The sequence below is a fragment of the Micromonospora sp. NPDC007220 genome (assembly GCF_040634035.1).
Lineage (GTDB): Bacteria > Actinomycetota > Actinomycetes > Mycobacteriales > Micromonosporaceae > Micromonospora > Micromonospora reichwaldensis.
In genome coordinates this window covers 22,702-38,404 of sequence record NZ_JBEYEU010000024.1, presented here as the reverse complement: position 1 = coordinate 38,404, position 15,703 = coordinate 22,702, and the positions used below count along the sequence as shown (strand labels likewise).

16 protein-coding genes are annotated in these 15,703 nt (G+C 74.2%); 7 read left to right on the top strand and 9 right to left on the bottom strand.

All coding sequences use genetic code 11. The annotated features are described in order from the left end of the window. Positions 1–96 precede the first annotated feature (96 nt). Positions 97–444, top strand: coding sequence for an Lsr2 family protein (locus tag ABZ573_RS27380; protein WP_132234604.1), 348 nt, complete (start codon positions 97–99; stop codon positions 442–444). 34 nt (positions 445–478) lie between these two features. Here the strand turns inward: ABZ573_RS27380 and ABZ573_RS27375 are convergent, their stop codons facing one another. Beyond that, positions 479–697, bottom strand: a complete 219-nt coding sequence (locus ABZ573_RS27375) for a hypothetical protein (RefSeq protein ID WP_358121874.1) — start codon at positions 695–697, stop codon at positions 479–481. 65 nt (positions 698–762) lie between these two features. On the opposite strand from ABZ573_RS27375, the gene ABZ573_RS27370 reads away from it, so the two are divergent. Further along, positions 763–2,013 (top strand): MFS transporter, encoded by a 1,251-nt coding sequence (locus ABZ573_RS27370; RefSeq protein ID WP_192581310.1) that lies wholly within the window; start codon positions 763–765, stop codon positions 2,011–2,013. Positions 2,014–2,065: 52 nt separating this feature from the next. Here the strand turns inward: ABZ573_RS27370 and ABZ573_RS27365 are convergent, their stop codons facing one another. Together ABZ573_RS27365 and ABZ573_RS27360 are read right to left on the bottom strand one after the other, a co-directional pair. Next, positions 2,066–3,319, bottom strand: a complete 1,254-nt coding sequence (locus ABZ573_RS27365) for a hypothetical protein (RefSeq protein ID WP_358121872.1) — start codon at positions 3,317–3,319, stop codon at positions 2,066–2,068. 324 nt (positions 3,320–3,643) lie between these two features. After that, positions 3,644–4,528: a hypothetical protein gene (locus tag ABZ573_RS27360; RefSeq protein WP_358121870.1), complete on the bottom strand. Its 885-nt coding sequence runs from the start codon at positions 4,526–4,528 to the stop codon at positions 3,644–3,646. Between the two features lie 152 nt (positions 4,529–4,680). On the opposite strand from ABZ573_RS27360, the gene ABZ573_RS27355 reads away from it, so the two are divergent. Next, complete coding sequence (locus ABZ573_RS27355; RefSeq protein WP_327028612.1) at positions 4,681–5,247, top strand: GNAT family N-acetyltransferase; 567 nt, start codon at positions 4,681–4,683, stop codon at positions 5,245–5,247. Positions 5,248–5,266: 19 nt separating this feature from the next. Here the strand turns inward: ABZ573_RS27355 and ABZ573_RS27350 are convergent, their stop codons facing one another. Continuing rightward, a complete protein-coding gene (locus ABZ573_RS27350) occupies positions 5,267–6,139 on the bottom strand; it encodes a phytanoyl-CoA dioxygenase family protein (RefSeq protein WP_358121868.1) in 873 nt (290 codons plus the stop codon). A 143-nt stretch (positions 6,140–6,282) separates the two neighbouring features. Between ABZ573_RS27350 and ABZ573_RS27345 the strand changes: the two genes are divergently transcribed. Continuing rightward, positions 6,283–7,011 carry a helical backbone metal receptor gene (locus ABZ573_RS27345; protein WP_358121866.1) on the top strand — a complete coding sequence of 243 codons (729 nt, stop codon included), beginning with the start codon at positions 6,283–6,285 and terminating at the stop codon, positions 7,009–7,011. Positions 7,012–7,035: 24 nt separating this feature from the next. Here the strand turns inward: ABZ573_RS27345 and ABZ573_RS27340 are convergent, their stop codons facing one another. Then, positions 7,036–7,962, bottom strand: coding sequence for a TerC family protein (locus tag ABZ573_RS27340; RefSeq protein WP_358121919.1), 927 nt, complete (start codon positions 7,960–7,962; stop codon positions 7,036–7,038). Positions 7,963–8,382: 420 nt separating this feature from the next. Beyond that, positions 8,383–9,081: a CBS domain-containing protein gene (locus ABZ573_RS27335; protein ID WP_358121864.1), complete on the bottom strand. Its 699-nt coding sequence runs from the start codon at positions 9,079–9,081 to the stop codon at positions 8,383–8,385. Between the two features lie 214 nt (positions 9,082–9,295). Between ABZ573_RS27335 and ABZ573_RS27330 the strand changes: the two genes are divergently transcribed. Both ABZ573_RS27330 and ABZ573_RS27325 read left to right on the top strand, forming a co-directional pair. Further along, entirely contained in the window at positions 9,296–9,871 is a 576-nt protein-coding gene (locus tag ABZ573_RS27330; RefSeq protein ID WP_225852041.1) for a DoxX family membrane protein, read from the top strand. Positions 9,872–10,062: 191 nt separating this feature from the next. Continuing rightward, the gene (locus tag ABZ573_RS27325) at positions 10,063–10,455 is read left to right on the top strand and encodes an FKBP-type peptidyl-prolyl cis-trans isomerase (protein ID WP_151453536.1); all 393 of its coding nucleotides are present in this window, start codon (positions 10,063–10,065) and stop codon (positions 10,453–10,455) included. A 222-nt stretch (positions 10,456–10,677) separates the two neighbouring features. On the opposite strand, the gene ABZ573_RS27320 is transcribed toward ABZ573_RS27325, so the two are convergent. After that, positions 10,678–11,028: an STAS domain-containing protein gene (locus tag ABZ573_RS27320; protein ID WP_151453537.1), complete on the bottom strand. Its 351-nt coding sequence runs from the start codon at positions 11,026–11,028 to the stop codon at positions 10,678–10,680. A 153-nt stretch (positions 11,029–11,181) separates the two neighbouring features. On the opposite strand from ABZ573_RS27320, the gene ABZ573_RS27315 reads away from it, so the two are divergent. Further along, positions 11,182–12,198: an SMP-30/gluconolactonase/LRE family protein gene (locus ABZ573_RS27315; RefSeq protein WP_358121861.1), complete on the top strand. Its 1,017-nt coding sequence runs from the start codon at positions 11,182–11,184 to the stop codon at positions 12,196–12,198. A 160-nt stretch (positions 12,199–12,358) separates the two neighbouring features. Here ABZ573_RS27315 and ABZ573_RS27310 read toward each other — a convergent pair whose 3' ends face one another. Both ABZ573_RS27310 and ABZ573_RS27305 read right to left on the bottom strand, forming a co-directional pair. Next, positions 12,359–13,624 carry an Ig-like domain-containing protein gene (locus tag ABZ573_RS27310; protein WP_358121859.1) on the bottom strand — a complete coding sequence of 422 codons (1,266 nt, stop codon included), beginning with the start codon at positions 13,622–13,624 and terminating at the stop codon, positions 12,359–12,361. Positions 13,625–13,964: 340 nt separating this feature from the next. Next, positions 13,965–15,614: a right-handed parallel beta-helix repeat-containing protein gene (locus ABZ573_RS27305; protein ID WP_358121917.1), complete on the bottom strand. Its 1,650-nt coding sequence runs from the start codon at positions 15,612–15,614 to the stop codon at positions 13,965–13,967. Positions 15,615–15,703 lie beyond the last annotated feature (89 nt).

Below are 15,703 nucleotides of genomic sequence, written 5' to 3'. Positions count from 1 at the left end.
ACGCGCCGAAATGAGGACGACGCGCATTGTTGCGGATTAGCCGTGGGATACGTCAAACTTTGACCACACCCCGCCCCACACAGGGAGTAATTGACGATGGCGAGAAAAGTAATCACGGTCCTGACCGACGACCTCGACGGTGGAAAGGCCGACCGGACCGTCGAGTTCAGTCTGGACGGCGTGGCCTACACCATCGACGTATCCGACGAGAACGCGGGCGTGCTGCGCAAGGCCCTCGACCCTTACATCAACGCTGGCCGGCGGATCGGTCGCGGAACCGCCGACACCGGGCGGGCGCCCCGGCGGGCAGGCACGCCGGGCGGCTCGGGAATGGACCGCGAGCAGAACCGGGCCATCCGGGAATGGGCCACCAAGAACGGCTACAAGATTTCCGAGCGCGGCCGCATCCCGGTCGAGGTCGTGGAGGCGTACAAGAACCGCTGACCGGCGCCGGGCTCACGCTCGGGCTGGTGCGGGGTCACGCTGAGGAATCAGCGCGGCCCCGCCGGTCTTTTCCCACGGCGATCCATTCGCACGACCCGCGCCCGCCAGCGGGCCCATTCCCGGCCCGCCACGATTGCACTTCGACCATCGCCGGGTCGCCGGGTCGCTTCGGATCGGCCGACAACGGCCCGTTCACCGGCCCGGCGAGCGTGATCATCGCCACGATCGCCCCGGCGCGCAGCCGGGCCGCCACACTTCCCGAGTGTAATGAGCGACAGCTTTGTCGAGCATTACCGGCGCGGATCTCGGGGGTGGCGGATGACGCGATGGTGGAGCCAGACGGCCGGGGGCTTGCCCCGCGTCTTCTGGTACCTATGGTCGGCCACGCTGATCAACCGGCTGGGCAGCTTCGTCGCCATCTACCTCGGCGTCTACCTGGTGTCGGTACGCGGCCTCAGTCCCGCGTACGCCGGGATCGTGATCGGGTTGCACGGAGCCGGCAGCGCGGCCGGTGGCGTGCTCGGCGGGATCGTCGCGGACCGGTGGGGGCGGCGGCCCGCCATGCTGACCGGAAACGTGGCCGCCGCGGCGGCGGCGCTGGCGCTGGGCCTGAGCGGGCACCCCGTGGCGATCGCGGCCCTCACCCTGTTGCTCGGGCTCTGCCTGGGCGTCGCCCGGCCGGCCTTCACGGCGACCGTCATCGACGTGGTGGGCGAACGGGACCGCCTGCGCGCGCTGACACTGAACTACTGGGCGATCAACATCGGGTTCGCCGTCGCCGCGACCGTGGCCGGCCTGCTGGTCCGGGTCGAGCCGCTGCTGCTGTTCGCGATCAACGCGGCGGTACTGCTCGGCACCGCCGCGCTGATCGGCCTGACCGTGCCCGAGTCGCGCCCCGCCCCGGTGACCGTCGCGCAGGTCGCCCGCGTCGACTCCGGCGGGCTCGGCACCGTGCTGCGGGACCGGGTCTTCCTGACCTTCACGGCCCTCACCGGGTTGGCCTGGCTCTGCATCGAGAGCAGCGCGATGCTGCCGGTGGCGTTGCAGGCCGATGGGCTGCCGGCGTCGGCCTTCGGGCCGGTCATCGCGGTCAACGGCCTGATGATCGTGCTGGGGCAGCTCTTCGTGCCCCGCCTGATCGGCCGCTTCGACCGGTCCCGCACCGTCGCCGTGGCCGTCGTGGTGATCGGCGCCGGCTTCGCCCTGACCGCGCTGGCCGACGCCGTCTGGTTCTACGCGCTGACGGTGGGCGTCTGGACGCTCGGCGAGATGCTGATGACCCCGTCGAACTCGGCGCTGACCGCCGACCTGGCGCCGGCCGCCCAGCGCGGCCGCTACCAGGGCGTCTACTCGCTCGGTCACGCCTTCGCCAGCTTCGCCGGGCCGACGCTGGGCGGCCTGGTCGCCGCCCGGTTCTCCACCGACGTCCTCTGGCTGGGGCTGTTCGGGCTGGCCCTGCTGGTGGCCGCCGGCAACCTCCTGGCGGTGCGGCCCCGGGCCCGGCGGATCACCGCCCTGCGGGCCGCCGCGGCGCCCGCCGCCCCGCGCGAGGCCGCGGCGCTGGCGTGAACGCGCCGCCGCGGGGCCGCCAGGGTGCGCCCGGACGGCCCCGCGGCGGTCGTCAGCCGACCTGGATGCGCACCACGTCGAAGGCGGGCGTCTGGTTGGCCCGCTCCATCATCGGCACCCGGTGCGAGCCGTCGCCGGCCCAGACCGCGCACTGGGCGGTGCCGGATCCGGGCAGCCCGGGGATCTGGATGGTCACGTCGTCGGGCTCGGCGCCACCACGGCTGTCCTCGGTGGCGACGAAGAACGCCGGCACCTCCTGCGGCTGCGGCGGCTGCCGGAGGCTGCCCAGCATCCGGCAGGCGGTGTGGAAGTGGCCCCGCACCAGTCCCTGCTCGTTGAGCAGCGAGCTCTCCACGTAGTACCCGCCCTGCCCAGCGGCCAGGAAGCGGTCCCGTACGAGGTTGCGGGTGGAGACCCGGAGGGTGAACGGCTGGTTCGCCCCGACCCGGTCGGGGAACTCGGTGATCAGCAGCGACGGATTGTCGGCCGCGGGACCCACCTCGCCGAACGCGGTGCTGACGCAGCGGTTGCCGTTCTGGAAACCGTCGTGCGGCTGCAACCGGCTGTCCTCGCAGTCGTTCGCGATCACTCCCAGCCCGGCACCGGGCCCACCATTGCCGCCACCGTTGTTACCGCCGCCGTTGTTGCCGCCACCGTTGTTGCCACCGCCGTTGTTGCCACCGCCGTTGTTGCCACCCGTCGGCGCCACCTGGCACTCGGCGAGCCGGGCCAGGCCCTGCGGCCGGGGGCCCACCCGGTCGATCGCGATGGTGATCCGCTCCAGCGTCGCCCGGCGCTTGCCGGCCAGCGGCTGGAGGATCGAGGTGCGGACGAACTCCTCGCCCCGCCGGCCCTCGGCGGCCAGCCGCCGGTCCGCCTCGGCGATCTGGGTCTGCAGCAGGTTCAGGTTCCGGTCGACCTCGGCGCGGGCGCGGTCGGGCACCCGCGGCAGCCGGCTGGACACGTCCGGGCAGGCCACGGCCGAGCCGCCGTTGTCGGCGCCGCCGCCCCGCGTCTGCTCGCACTCGGCGACCGACTGCTGCCCGTCCCCCCAGTGGTTGCGCACCCACCGGCCGTCCTGCCAGGTCCGGCTGGTGCCCCGCCCGCTCGGCGCGGTCGCGCCCGGGCTGGGCTCCACGCAGGCGGCGGAGGCCGGTCGGGTGCTGGTCGGCCGCCGGTCCTCGGCCGACGAGATCTGGGTCACGGCGACGATCCCGCCGAAGACCGCGAGCGTGCCGACGACGGCCAGCAGTCGCTTGCTCCGCGCGCTACCGGATGACCGGCGCGCCCGTGTGGACCTGCGCATCGAATTGCTCTCCTTCGCGATCCGGTAGTTGATCTGAGACCTCGGCGGACCGACGGAATTGAGGGGCGCACCCGACGGGGACCGTCGGGCGAACCGGTGGCACGTCGATGACCGACGATGCCCTTCCGCACCGTCTTCCGCGCCGCGCGGCGCGGTCGGGGGATCCTGTCCGTTCCCGCAGGAGTACGGGACGACCGCCGCGAAGGTTCAACGCGATTCAGGGAATCCGGACGGGGCCCGGGCGTCGACCGGTGACGTGTGCCGGGCCGGTGAGCGGTGACGTGCGCCGGGCCGGCGACCGGTGGCGCATTGGAGAAGGGCGGGTCAGTCCGCGCAGAGGTGGGCGAACGCGAAGCCGCCCGTCAACTCGTCGTGCCGGGACTCCAGCCCCCGGATCTCGGCGAGCAACTCGTCCCAGGGCGTCAGGACCGCCTCGGCGGCGTCCAGCGCGCGCAGCCGCTCCCCGACGGCCACCGCCGCCAGGTCCTCGGCCAGCCGCCCCGGATCCACCCCGGCGGAGACGCGCTGCGGGTGCACCGTCACCCGCTCCACCAGGCAGGCGTCGGAGCGCACCCGTACCCAGCTCCACCCTTCGGCGGGCCCGCCCGTCCAGCGCACGTGCAGCCCCCGCACGATCGGGTCGGCCAGCCGCCGCGACACGTACGCCTCGACGGCGGCGGCCCGGGCCAGGGCGCCGAGGTCGTTGACGTGCCCGGTCCGCCCGTCGGGCAGCCGACCGAGGATGTCGCGGAAGCCGATCGGGGGCACCCCCGTGTCGTCGGGCTCCCCCGCACCGAGGGCCGCGTACGCGCGCGCGTCGATCACGTACGCCACGATCCGGCGCCCGTGCTCCTCGGCCCGCAGCGTCGGGGACCCGATTCGCAGCACCGCCAGGCCGACCGCCTCGGCGACCGCGTTCTTCAGCCGCTCGGCCCGCTGCGCGGCGGAGCCGGGGGCCGCGACGGGGCCGACCTCGACGGCGAAGACCGGCCGGCCCGTGTCGGCGGCGCAGACGACGAGGTCGTAGCCCCCCCGGCTGGCCGTGCTCCACTGGCTGCCGGTGACGCCCGGCGGACGCCCCTGCACCAGTTCGCCGAGCCGGCGGGGACCGTGCACGAGCTGGCCGCCCCGGGCGAGCAGCGGGCCGCGCCCACCGTCCCCGGCGACCGCGCGCAACCAGGAGCCGCCCCCACCACCGGTGCTCGTCATCCGCCTGATCCGTCCGTCCCGCCGACCGAGGCCGACGCGTCGGCCGGGGCGAGTCTAGGCGGTCGATCATGACCGGCGCGCCGGTGGTGCCCCTCGGGCCGTCGGCCCGCAATTCGCTTGAGATCGCCCGCCCGCGCCGGTGGGATGGGCGGGTGAGCGTCTTCCTGGGCACCGAGCGGCTGGTGCTGCGCGAGTTCACCGCCGACGACGCCGACCTGCTAGTCGAGCTGGACGGCGACCCCGAGGTGATGCGGTACCTCACCGGCGGGCGCCCCACCCCGCCGGAGGCGGTCCGGGAGCGGGTCCTGCCCCGGATCCTCGCCCACTACCGGCGCCCGCCGGGACTCGGGTGGTGGGCGGCGCTGAGCCGGGGCTCGGGCGACTTCCTGGGCTGGTTCGAGTTCCGCCCGACCCGCGACGGCGACGCCCGCGAGGTGGAGCTGGGCTACCGGTTGCGCCGGTCCGCCTGGGGCGTCGGCCTCGCCACCGAGGGCTGCCGGGCGCTGATCGACGAGGGCTTCACCGCGCTCGGCGTGCAGCGGGTCACGGCGAACACGATGTCCGTCAACGCCGCGTCGCGTCGGGTGATGGAGAAGTCCGGGCTACGGCTCGTGCGGACGTACGTCGGGGACTGGCCGGAGCTGATCGACGGCGCGGAGCACGGCGAGGTGGAGTACGCGCTGACCCGGCAGCGGTGGCTGCGCCGCGACGCCGGCTAGGCCCGGCGCGAGCCGACTGTCACTCCGCGCCCATCACCAGGCCCTCGATGGTGTGTTTCTGCCGGATCGGCGTCAGGGCGTCGACCACCGGGCAGGGCAGGTGGGCGCGCACCTGCTCGGGCAGGCCCGCCCAGTACCCCCGGGTGACCGCCATGTCGTGGTGCGCGGCGTTGCCCGCTCCCGGCGCGTCGACGCCGAGCACCAGCACCGGGCGGGACAGGGTGGAGACGTTCGGCGTGCCGCGGTGGACGGTCAGCGCGGACCGGGCGGAGATGTCGCCGCGCCGCGGATACTTGCGGACGGCCCGTTGCGCGTAGCGGGGGTGGCGCTCCCTGGGCGGGAACATCTGGTGGTCGAAGTCGCGTCCGTCGTCCCACTGGGTGCCCGGGGCGATCTCGAACGGGCCCATCTCCGCCACGGTGTCCACCGTGGTCAGGTTGAAGGCCAGCGAGGTCAGTCGCCGCTGCCGGCGGGTGTCCTCCGGCATCGGGAAGTCCCGGTGCCACGGCTGCATGGCCGCGCCGGGAAACGGGATGTCGAAACCGAGCTCGACGATCTGGTAGTCGGGCCCGAGCACGGCCCGGCACACCGAGACCACCCACGGGTGGGTCACCAGGTCGACGAAGCCGCGCAGCTGCTCGGGGTGGATCTCCACGTACCACCGCTGCGGGCCGCGGCCGACCGCGCCGTCGGGGCGGGAGCGGGCCTCCCGGAAGGCGGCCTCGACGTCCTCGCCGACCCGGTCCACCCAGTCCACGGCGAAGGCGCCCCGGCATGCGGTGATGCCGTCCCGGTAGAGGTCGCCGAGCGCCGCCAGGGGAACCTCCTCGTCCTCGACGGGGGCGACGGGCTGGTCGGTGCGCGGCGCGGGCGCGGCGGAGTGGGACCTCATCGAACCTCCTGACGGGACCAGCCGAGTATTACAACGTTGTAGAGACGCCGCAAGGCACGCCCGGGCCGCCACCCCCGCCCCGGGTCGGGGCATGATCGACCGGTACGCCGGTGGTCGGCGCACGGACCGGGGAGGTACGCGGGGTGCGGGTCGTTTCGCTGGTGCCGTCGCTGACCGAGGCCGTCGCCCTGACCCTGCCGGGTCTGCTGGTCGGCGCCACCGACTGGTGCACCCACCCGGCCGGGCTGGACGTGGCGCGGGTCGGCGGGAGCAAGTACCCGGACCTGGACCGGGTGCGCGCGCTGCGCCCCGACCTGGTCCTGCTCAACGTCGAGGAGAACCGCCGGGAGGACGCCGACGCGCTGACCGCCGCCGGCGTGCCGGTGCGGGTGACCTATCCGCGTACCGTCGACGAGGCGCTGACCGAGCTGGCGGACCTGCTCCGCGACCTGGGCGCCCCGGCCGAACCCGAGTGGCTCGCCGGGGCCCGCAGGGCATGGGCCGGGCTGCCCGCCGCCCGGCCGTCCCGCCGGGCGGTGGTGCCGGTCTGGCGGCGACCGTGGGTGGTGCTGGGCGCCGACACCTTCGCCGGTGACGTGCTGCGCCGGCTCGGCGTCACCAACGCGTACGCCGACGACGTCGAGCGCTATCCCCGGCCGAGCCTCGACGCGCTGCGCGCCCGCGCGCCGGAGCTGGTGGTGCTGCCCGACGAGCCGTACCGCTTCACCGCCGACGACGGGCCGGAGGCGTTCCCCGGCACCCCCTGCGCCCTGCTCTCCGGCAGGCACCTGACCTGGTACGGCCCGTCGCTCGCCGAAGCGCCCGCCGTGCTCTCCGCCCAGCTCGCCGACCCGGTCGTGCACCCGGCCTGACCGCCGCGGCCCCACCGCGACCGGTCACCCGCCCGCGCGCCGGCGCCGTTCCCGACGGGCGTCGACCATGCTCCACCCGATCGCGACCGACAGCGTCAGCACCACCACCGCGAGGGTCGACCAGACCGGCAGCTTCCCGACCGGCGTCTCGGCCAGGATCAGCTTCGCCCCGGCGAAGGCCAGCAGGAAGGCCAGCCCGTACCGCAGGTGGCCGAAGTGCCGCAGCAGCCCCGCCAGGCAGAAGTAGAGGCTGCGCAGGCCGAGCACGGCGAACGCGGTCGCCGTCCAGACGAGGAACGTGTCGGTGGTGATGGCCAGGATCGCCGCCACCGAGTCGATCGCGAAGACCACGTCGGTGGCCTCGATCGCGACCAACGCCACCAGCAGCAGGGTGGCCCTGCGCCGGCCGTCGACCCGGACGGTGAACCGGCCGCCGTGGTAGCCCGGCTCCGTGGGCACCAGCCGCCGGAACGCCCGCACCACGACGTTGCGGTCGGGGTCGACGTCCGGCTCGCCGCGTACCGCGAGCCGCCACCCCGTCCAGATGAGGAAGGCGCCGAGCACGACGCCGGCCCAGGTCAGCCGCTCCAGCAGCCCGGCGCCGACGAAGATGAAGGCCAGCCGGAACGCGAGCGCGCCGACGACCCCCCAGAAGAGCACCTTGTGCTGGTACGCGGCCGGCACCCGGAAGTACCCGAACAGCAGCGCGAAGACGAAGACGTTGTCGACGGAGAGCGCCTTCTCCAGCAGGTAGCCGGAGAAGTACGCCACCGCCGGCTCGCTGCCCCGCCACAGCCAGACGACCAGGCCGAAGGTGAGCCCCGCGGTGATCCAGACGCCGCTCCACAGCAGCGCCTCGCGCAGCTCGATGACGTGGTTGTCGCGGTGGGAGAGCAGGTCCACGGCGAGCATGACGGCGATGACCGCGCCCACCGCCGCCCAGGCCCACAGGGGTGCCGCGAACGTCGCCTCGTCCACCCGGCGTCCTCCGCATCCCCGACGGCGGCTCCGCTCCCGACGCGCGGCCCGGGCCGGCTCGCGCGGTCCCCGACGGCCTGCGGCGCGGACACGCCCCCAGCGGCCTGCGGCGCGGGTGCGCCCTCGGCGGCCTGCGGCGCGGGTGCGCCCTCGGCGGCCCGGCGGCGGGCCCGGAGCGCGTCCCGATCCCGAGCCTAGGCGAGCCGCCCACCGGCTGGCGGCGGTCCGGGCAAGTCGATGCCGTCGACGGGACGGTTCGACGCCCCGGCGGGCCGGACAGTTCGCGCCGCCGACAGGTCCGGCCCGTCCGGGCTTCAGGCCCTTCCGGGCTTTAGGCCTGTCCGGGCGCGCCCGGCCCGCACGGATGTCAGGCGGGCCGGGCGGGCCCGGACGTCAGGCCACCGGGGCGATCCGCGCCGGGTCCAGATCGGCGAGGGTGGTGTCGTCGACGTCGTAGGCGAGGGTGCTGGTCACCCGGACCACGCCGCTGACCTGCCCCGCGAGCCGGCCCGCCAGCTCGACGGCGCTGCGCCGGTCCAACCGGCCGTCGAGCGTCACCTCACCCCCGCGCACCCGGACGGTGACCAGCCCGTCCCGCACCGCGAGCACCCGGCGCAGCACCTCCTGCACCACGTCCTCCCGGATCTCCGCGTCGGTGCGCAGGTGCACCCGCAGCAGGTCACCGCGCGTGACGATGCCGACGAGGCGGCCCAGGTCGTCGAGCACCGGCAGCCGTTTGACCGACTCCCGGTCCATCTGCCGGGCGGCGGCGGAGATCGTCGCCTCCGGCCAGGTCGCCACCGCCGGGGCGGTCATCAGGTCACGCGCCAGCAGCGCCTCGGCCTTCTCCCGGGCGGTGCGGCGTCGTCGCCCCTCGAAGACCCGCCGCTCGTCGGGGTGGCCGGCCCGCTCGACCTTGTGCAGCAGGTCCGACTCGGAGACCACGCCGAGGACCCGACGGAAGCCGTCCACCACGGGCACCCCGCTGATGCCCCGCCGGACCAACGCGTCGACGATCTCCCGGTAGGGGGTCTCCTCCCCCACCATCGTGACCTCCCGGGTCATCACGTCGCCCACCTGCCACGTCCTCATCACGACCTCCCTGTCGTTCCCCACAGCGACGCTACGACCGCGACGCGCCGCCGGGTCAGGGCCGCCGGACCGGACCGGCACGGCCGTACGGACCGGTCCGGGAGGGGTCAAAGGTCCCGGTCCGGTGGGGCCCGGTCGGCCCTGCCCGCCCGGCGCCAACGGGCGTCCAATGGAGATGCCACCGGAAAGCGCGGTGCCAGGCACACGAAGGGACGTGGAGACAATGGCCGCGACGATCGAGCGCACCACCGTCGGGACCGACGCTGCGGTGGCGGAGACCCGGCACGTCGGCGAGACCCCCAGGGAACGGGCCGCCCGGTACGTCTTCGCCGGCATCCGGATCGCCCTCGGGTGGACCTTCCTCTGGGCGTTCCTGGACAAGGTCTTCGGTCTGGGGTTCGCCACCGAGGCGAAGAACGCATGGATCGACGGCGGCAGCCCCACCAAGGGCTTCCTGACCTTCGGCGCGGCCGGCCCGTTCGCGGACTTCTACCAGGGCATCGCCGGGGCCGCCTGGGCGGACGTGCTCTTCATGGCCGGCCTGGCCGCGATCGGCGTCGCGCTGCTGCTCGGCATCGGGATGCGGATCGCCGCCGTCGCGGGAGCGGTGCTCTACGTGATGATGTGGACGGTCGTCCTGCCTCCCGAGAACAACCCCTTCATGGACGAGCACCTGATCAACGCGGCGCTGCTGGTCGGTCTCGCACTGGTCAACGCCGGCGCGACCCTCGGCCTGGGCGCGACGTGGGCGAAGCTCCCGATCGTGCGGCGGTTCCCCTGGCTGCGGTGACCCGGCTCGGCACCTCCCCCTCGGCGGGCGTCACCACCGGTGACGCCCGCTTCGGCGTGCCCACCGCGTCACGTCGTCGCCCCGAGGGCCGGTCGCGACGCGTGCGCCGGGACCGCCATGCATCGTTCGGACGCCATCGGGCAGGATCTCGGGTGACGGACATCAGGACCGAAACGGTAGGAGACTCCCGAATGAACCAGGCAGCAGGCGCCCGCTCGGGCAAGCCCGAGGTGGGTCCGATCGAGGGCGCGCCGCCCGCCGACCTCGTCATCGAGGACATCACCGTCGGCGAAGGGCCGGAGGCCCAGCCGGGGCAGCTGGCCAGCGTCCACTACGTGGGGGTCGCGCACTCCAACGGTCGCGAGTTCGACTCCTCGTGGAACCGGGGTGAGGCGTTCGAGTTCCAGCTCGGCGCTGGTCACGTCATCTCCGGCTGGGACCGGGGCGTCGTGGGCATGCGGGTCGGCGGCCGGCGCCGCCTGACCATCCCGCCGCACCTGGGTTACGGCGACCGGGGTGCCGCCGGCGCCATCAAGCCGGGCGAGACCCTGGTCTTCGTCGTCGACCTGCTCGGCGTCCGCTGAGCGGAGGATGACCCACCGAGCGGTCGGGCACCGCCGGGCGGGGGATGATCCTCCGAACGGACGGTGCACCGCTCGAGTGGACGGCGAACCCCTGTTACGGGCCGGTGCGGACGGTGGACGACGCCGTCGGTACCGGCCCGCACCGGCCGGTGGACTGGCTGGGCGGGCTCCCGGTCGAGGCGCTACACGCCACCGTGCCCCCTGGGCCTCGGGCGCCGGAGGTCAGCAGGGCACCAGCTCCCGGTCGGCGCACGGGTCCACGATCGGGATGACCCGGTGCAGGCCGGTGGCCCGCAGCACCCGCTCGACCACCGGGTCGGGGCGGACCAGCACCAGCTCACCGCCCTGGGCGCGCACGCGCAGGTGCGCCGCGACCAGCGCCCGCACCCCGGCCGCGGAGAGCAGGCGGACGCCGGAGAGATCCAGCCGGAGAACGGGCCGGGCCGGGGCGGCCCAGAGCGCGGAGCGGAACGCGGCGACCGTGGCGATGTCGACCTCGCCGGTCGCCCGCACCTCCACCTCGTGGTCGGCCACGGTGATGTCCACGTGGAGCCGGTCGTCGCGCTGTCCCATGCGACGAACCTATCCCCCGCCACCGACAATTCCGCCCTGCTGAGGGACCGGATCCGGGTACGCCCAGGGTCATACCCCGAGACTCCCGGATCCCCCTCAGGGATGACGCGACGAGGGCCTGCGGGCTGCGCATCGGCGGGCGAGAATGAGCCGATGGTTGCTCCCCGCCGCGCGCCCCGGCTGATCCGCCCCGTCCGCGAGCCCGCCACGGTCCCGCCGCCGCTCGACGGGCCGTGGACGCCCGCCGACCGGCGGCTCGACTCGGTGGAGCTGCTGCCGCTGCCCGACGGGGTGTCCGGCCCGGAGGACGTGGTCGTCGACCCGTCCGGCCGGGTGGTCAGCGGGACGGAGGACGGCCGGCTCTGGTGGTGGCCGGTCGACGCGCCTCCCGGCACCCGACCCCGGTTGCTCGCCGACACCGGGGGCCGGCCGCTGGGCGTGGAGGTCGACCCGCTCGACGGCAGCCTCGTGGTCTGCGACGCGTACCGGGGGCTGCTGCGGGTGACCGGCGACGGTGCGGTGCGCGAGCTGGGCGGCCCCGGGGCGAGAGCGAACCTGGCCGACAACGCCACCGTCGCCCGCGACGGCACGGTCTACTTCACCGACTCGTCCGACCGCTTCCCGCTCTCGCACTGGAAGCGGGACCTGCTGGAACACCGGCCCAACGGGCGGGTGCTGGCGTACGACCCGCGCAGCGGGCGCACCGACGTCGTCCGCGCCGGGTTCTACTTTCCCAACGGGCTCGCGCTCACCCCGGACGAGTCGGCGCTGATGCTGGTCGAGACCGCCGCCCATCGACTGGTGCGGGTCGCGCTGGCCGACGGCGCGGTCACCGTGCTGGCCGACCTGCCGGCGTACCCGGACAACCTGACCCCGGTGGGCAACGGGACGTACTGGATCGCGTTGCCCAGCCCCCGCGTGCCGGTGGTCGAGCGGCTGCTGCCCCACCCCCGGCTGCGGCAGCTGGTGGCGGTGCTGCCGGCGGCGGTGCAGCCGAAGCCGCTGCGCTACGGCCTGGTGGCCCTCGTCGACGGCGAGGGGCGGGTGCTGCGGACCCTGCACGGCCCGCGCGGGACCTACGACATGGTCACCGGCGTGCGCCAGCACGGCGACCACCTGTGGCTGGGCAGCCTCACGGGCCCCGGGGTGGCCCGGGTGCCGCTGGGCTGAGCCCCGACGCCGGACGGGTCGGCGGGAACGCCCCGGTGCGACCGCCACGCCGGGGACCAGCCCGCCTGACGGGGTCGGCGGGAGACGCCGGTGCGACCGCCACGCCGGGGACCGGCCCGCGGGGCGGCGGACCGGTCCCCCGGGTGTGCGTACGGTCGGATCAGCCGCCGCGGACGGACGGCGCCGGCGCCGGCGAGCCTCCGGCCACCGCACCGGGGTGCGGCACGGCCGACGGGGACGGCCGCAGCCCGGCCGGCACGGGCAGCGCGCTGCCCTTGACGAACTCGTCCCAGCTGACGTTCCAGGCCGTCCAGCCGTTGCCCTCGGTCAGCTCGACCTCGGTGCCCTTGATGGTGACCAGGTCGCCGACCTGCGTGACGCCCATCAGCCAGTCCGCGGCCTCGTTGGAGACGTTGGTGCAGCCGTGCGAGACGTTGGTGTTGCCCTGGTCCCCCACCGACCACGGCGCCGCGTGGATGAACTCGCCGCCCCAGGTGAGCCGTTGGGCGTCCTCGACGTCGACCACGTAGGGGTCGGCCGAGCCCCGGGTGTCGAACGTCGTGAACTCGTGCTTCTCCATGATCACCATCTTGCCGCTGGAGGTCGGCGTGCTCGGCTTGCCCATGCTGACCGGGAGCTTGCGGACCACCTTCCCGTCGCGCAGCACGGACATCTGCTTTGTCGCGTTGTCGATCTCCAGGGCCACCTGCCGGCCGATCTTCGACGTGGCCGTGCGGTCGGAGTCGCCGACCCGGTCCTTGCCGATCGGCAGGCCCTCCAGCCCGGCCCGGACGCTGATGCTGGTCCCCGGGCGCCAGAAATCGGGAGCCCGGTAATAGGCCTGACTGCCGTCGGACACCCACGACCAGGCACCCGGCTGCGGCGGATCCGTCTTCACGAACAATCGGCGCTGCACGTCGTCCCTGGCCTCTTTCGGAATGGGTGGGTCAAACGCCACGGTCACCGGCATCGCGGTGCCGTACGTCCGATCACCGGCGAAGTACAACGTGCTGGTGATTACCGGCTTCGTCGATTTCGGCATCGTGGTGAAGGTGGTCTTCCGGGTCGTCGTCGTGCCCGAGTCGCCCGTGGCGGTCACCTCCGCCGTGTAGGTGCGCCGCAGCTTCAGGGGCGCCTTCGGCACCCAGCCCGAGCCGTCCTCCCGGGGCTCCGCCGCGACCTGCGCACCCTTGTCGTCGGTGATCCGCACGGCGGTGACCTTCCCGTTCCTGACCGCGGTCCCCACCTCGGCGGTGATCGGCACCTCGCGGGCGCGGTCGGTGGGCGTCACGGTCAACTCCGGCGCCGCCGCCTGCCCCTCGGCCGGCCGGGCACCCGGCTTGCGGTCGGCGGTGCACCCGCCGAGGGCCAACGGCGTGGCCGCGATGGTCACGGCCAGCACCGTCAGTCGCCGCCTCAACTCCATGATGCGTCCCCCCGTTGTCTGGTGTCCTCAGCCACATTCTCTCCACGCCGCGCCGGGTGGACGCGCAATTTCCACGGAATTGCAGAAAGCAATTATGGGAAGCATTTCCCGCACTGCACGGAAAGGGGCCGCACGCGCCGGTTTCCGGGTCCGTCCGGAATCGTCCGGCACGCCCACCGGCGGCCCCCGGAATCCCGTCGCGTCCGGGTTGGGCCACGGCGTCGTCGGTGTCGGCGCACAGCCGTCCCGCACCCGCGATCCGGCGGCGGGGCGACGCCGTACGGCAGGACGCGACCGGGCGCGCCGCCGCCGACGGGCCGGCCGCCCCGGCCGGTCGTCGTCAGCCGTGGTTGCGTTCCCACCGGCCGCCGACCGGTGGGGTGTCCAGTCGGACGGCGGAGCCCGCGTTGCCGGCGAAGTCGTTGTCCTCGACCCGGCAGTCCACGCAGCTGCCCTGCTCGGTGACCCACAGTCCGTGGTTCTGGGTGCTCGGCTCGCGGTTGTCCCAGATCCGGTTCCCCCGGATGGTGGCCGACTCGACGGCCGCGTTGATCGCGATGCCGGCCCGCACCGGCGGCCCGGCGGGCAGCTCGTACGGGGTGCCCGGTGCCGGAGTACCCCCGCTCCATGCGCTCGGGGAGTCCGGCCGGATCGGCGCGAGGGTGAGCTCGGTGTCGTCGTTGGCCGCCACCACGGCGATGCGCTCGCCGACCCGCACCACCTTGCCCCGGTGGCCGTCGTTCGGCCAGGTCGCCCGCCGGTCCACCACGGATTTCCCGGTGTAGCGCACCGAGTCGCCGTGTGCGCTCGTCGCGGGCGCCCACTGCCGCCCGTTGTTGCGGATCCGGTTGGCGACCAGGAAGACGTCGCGGACCGGACGGTCGATGCGGATGGCGTCGGCGCTGTTGCCGTAGAAGTCGTTGCTCTCGATGACGATCTCCTCGGCGACGTGCTCCTCGGACCCGCCGAGGTTGCGCTGGTGGTAGCCGTACCGGCCGTTGCCGCTGATCCGGTTGCCGCGGATCGTGTACGGACCGGGGGTGTTGCCGATGCTCACCCCGTCGCGCAGGTTGCCGTCGATGACGCAGTCGGTGAGGATGCCGCCCCGCCCGGCGGTGTGGGTGGTGCCCTTCGCCGAGACGTGGAAGCCCGCCTCCAGGTTCCCCGTCATGGTGCAGGAGGAGACGATCAGGCCGTTGGCACCCCAGTCGGAGATGCCGAAGCGGTTGCCCTGGGCGTGGCAGCCGATGATCCGCACTCCCCGTGGGCGCAGGTGGTCCGCCTCCTGCAACTCCAGGAAGATGCCGTTGGTGGCGTTGGCCACCGCGCTGCAGTTGACGATGTTGAAGCGCTCGACGCTGCCCCAGCCGCCGATGCCGATGCCGATGCCCGCGCCGCCCATCTCGGTGCCGTTGTCCAGCCGCCCGCACCCGGTGACCAGCACCCCCTCGATCAGGCAGTCCTGGAGGAAGTCGCAGCCCAGGCCGGTGGCGGCGGTGTGGTGGATGTACAGGTTGCGGAAGGTGCCCCGCACGACGTACTGCAACCCGAGTCCCTTGGCCAGCGGGTTGTAGTCCGCCGACGCCACCCCCGAGCCGTCGATCTCGAAGTCGGCGAACGTGCAGTCGGCCAGGTGCCGGTTCCGGTCGGCACCGTGCTCGATCGCGGTGTAGAAGGCCAGCGGCGCCGGATCGGCCCGGTTGCCCGAGTTGCTGAGCACGAAGCGGGTCGCCCCCGGGCCGGCACCGACGAGCGACACCCCGGTACGCCACACGGTGCCCGAGTCCCGCATCGAGTAGACCCCGGGCGGGCAGTAGATGATCCGGGCCCGGCCGTCGGCGGCGTACGCGTCGCCGAGCCGGTCCACCAGCGCGGCGAGCGCCGGCTGGTCGTTGGCCGTCCCGTCGCCGACCAGGCCGTGCTCCCGGGCGTCGCAGAGCAGCGGGGCGCCGGCCACCGCGTGACGGCGCACGCCGCCGGCGGAGGGCATGTCCGGATAGGCCACCTCGTCCTCCCCTCGGCGAGACTGCCCGGCCCGCATTCCCGGCCCGTCTGCCGGGAAACGCCTGCCGCGACGGC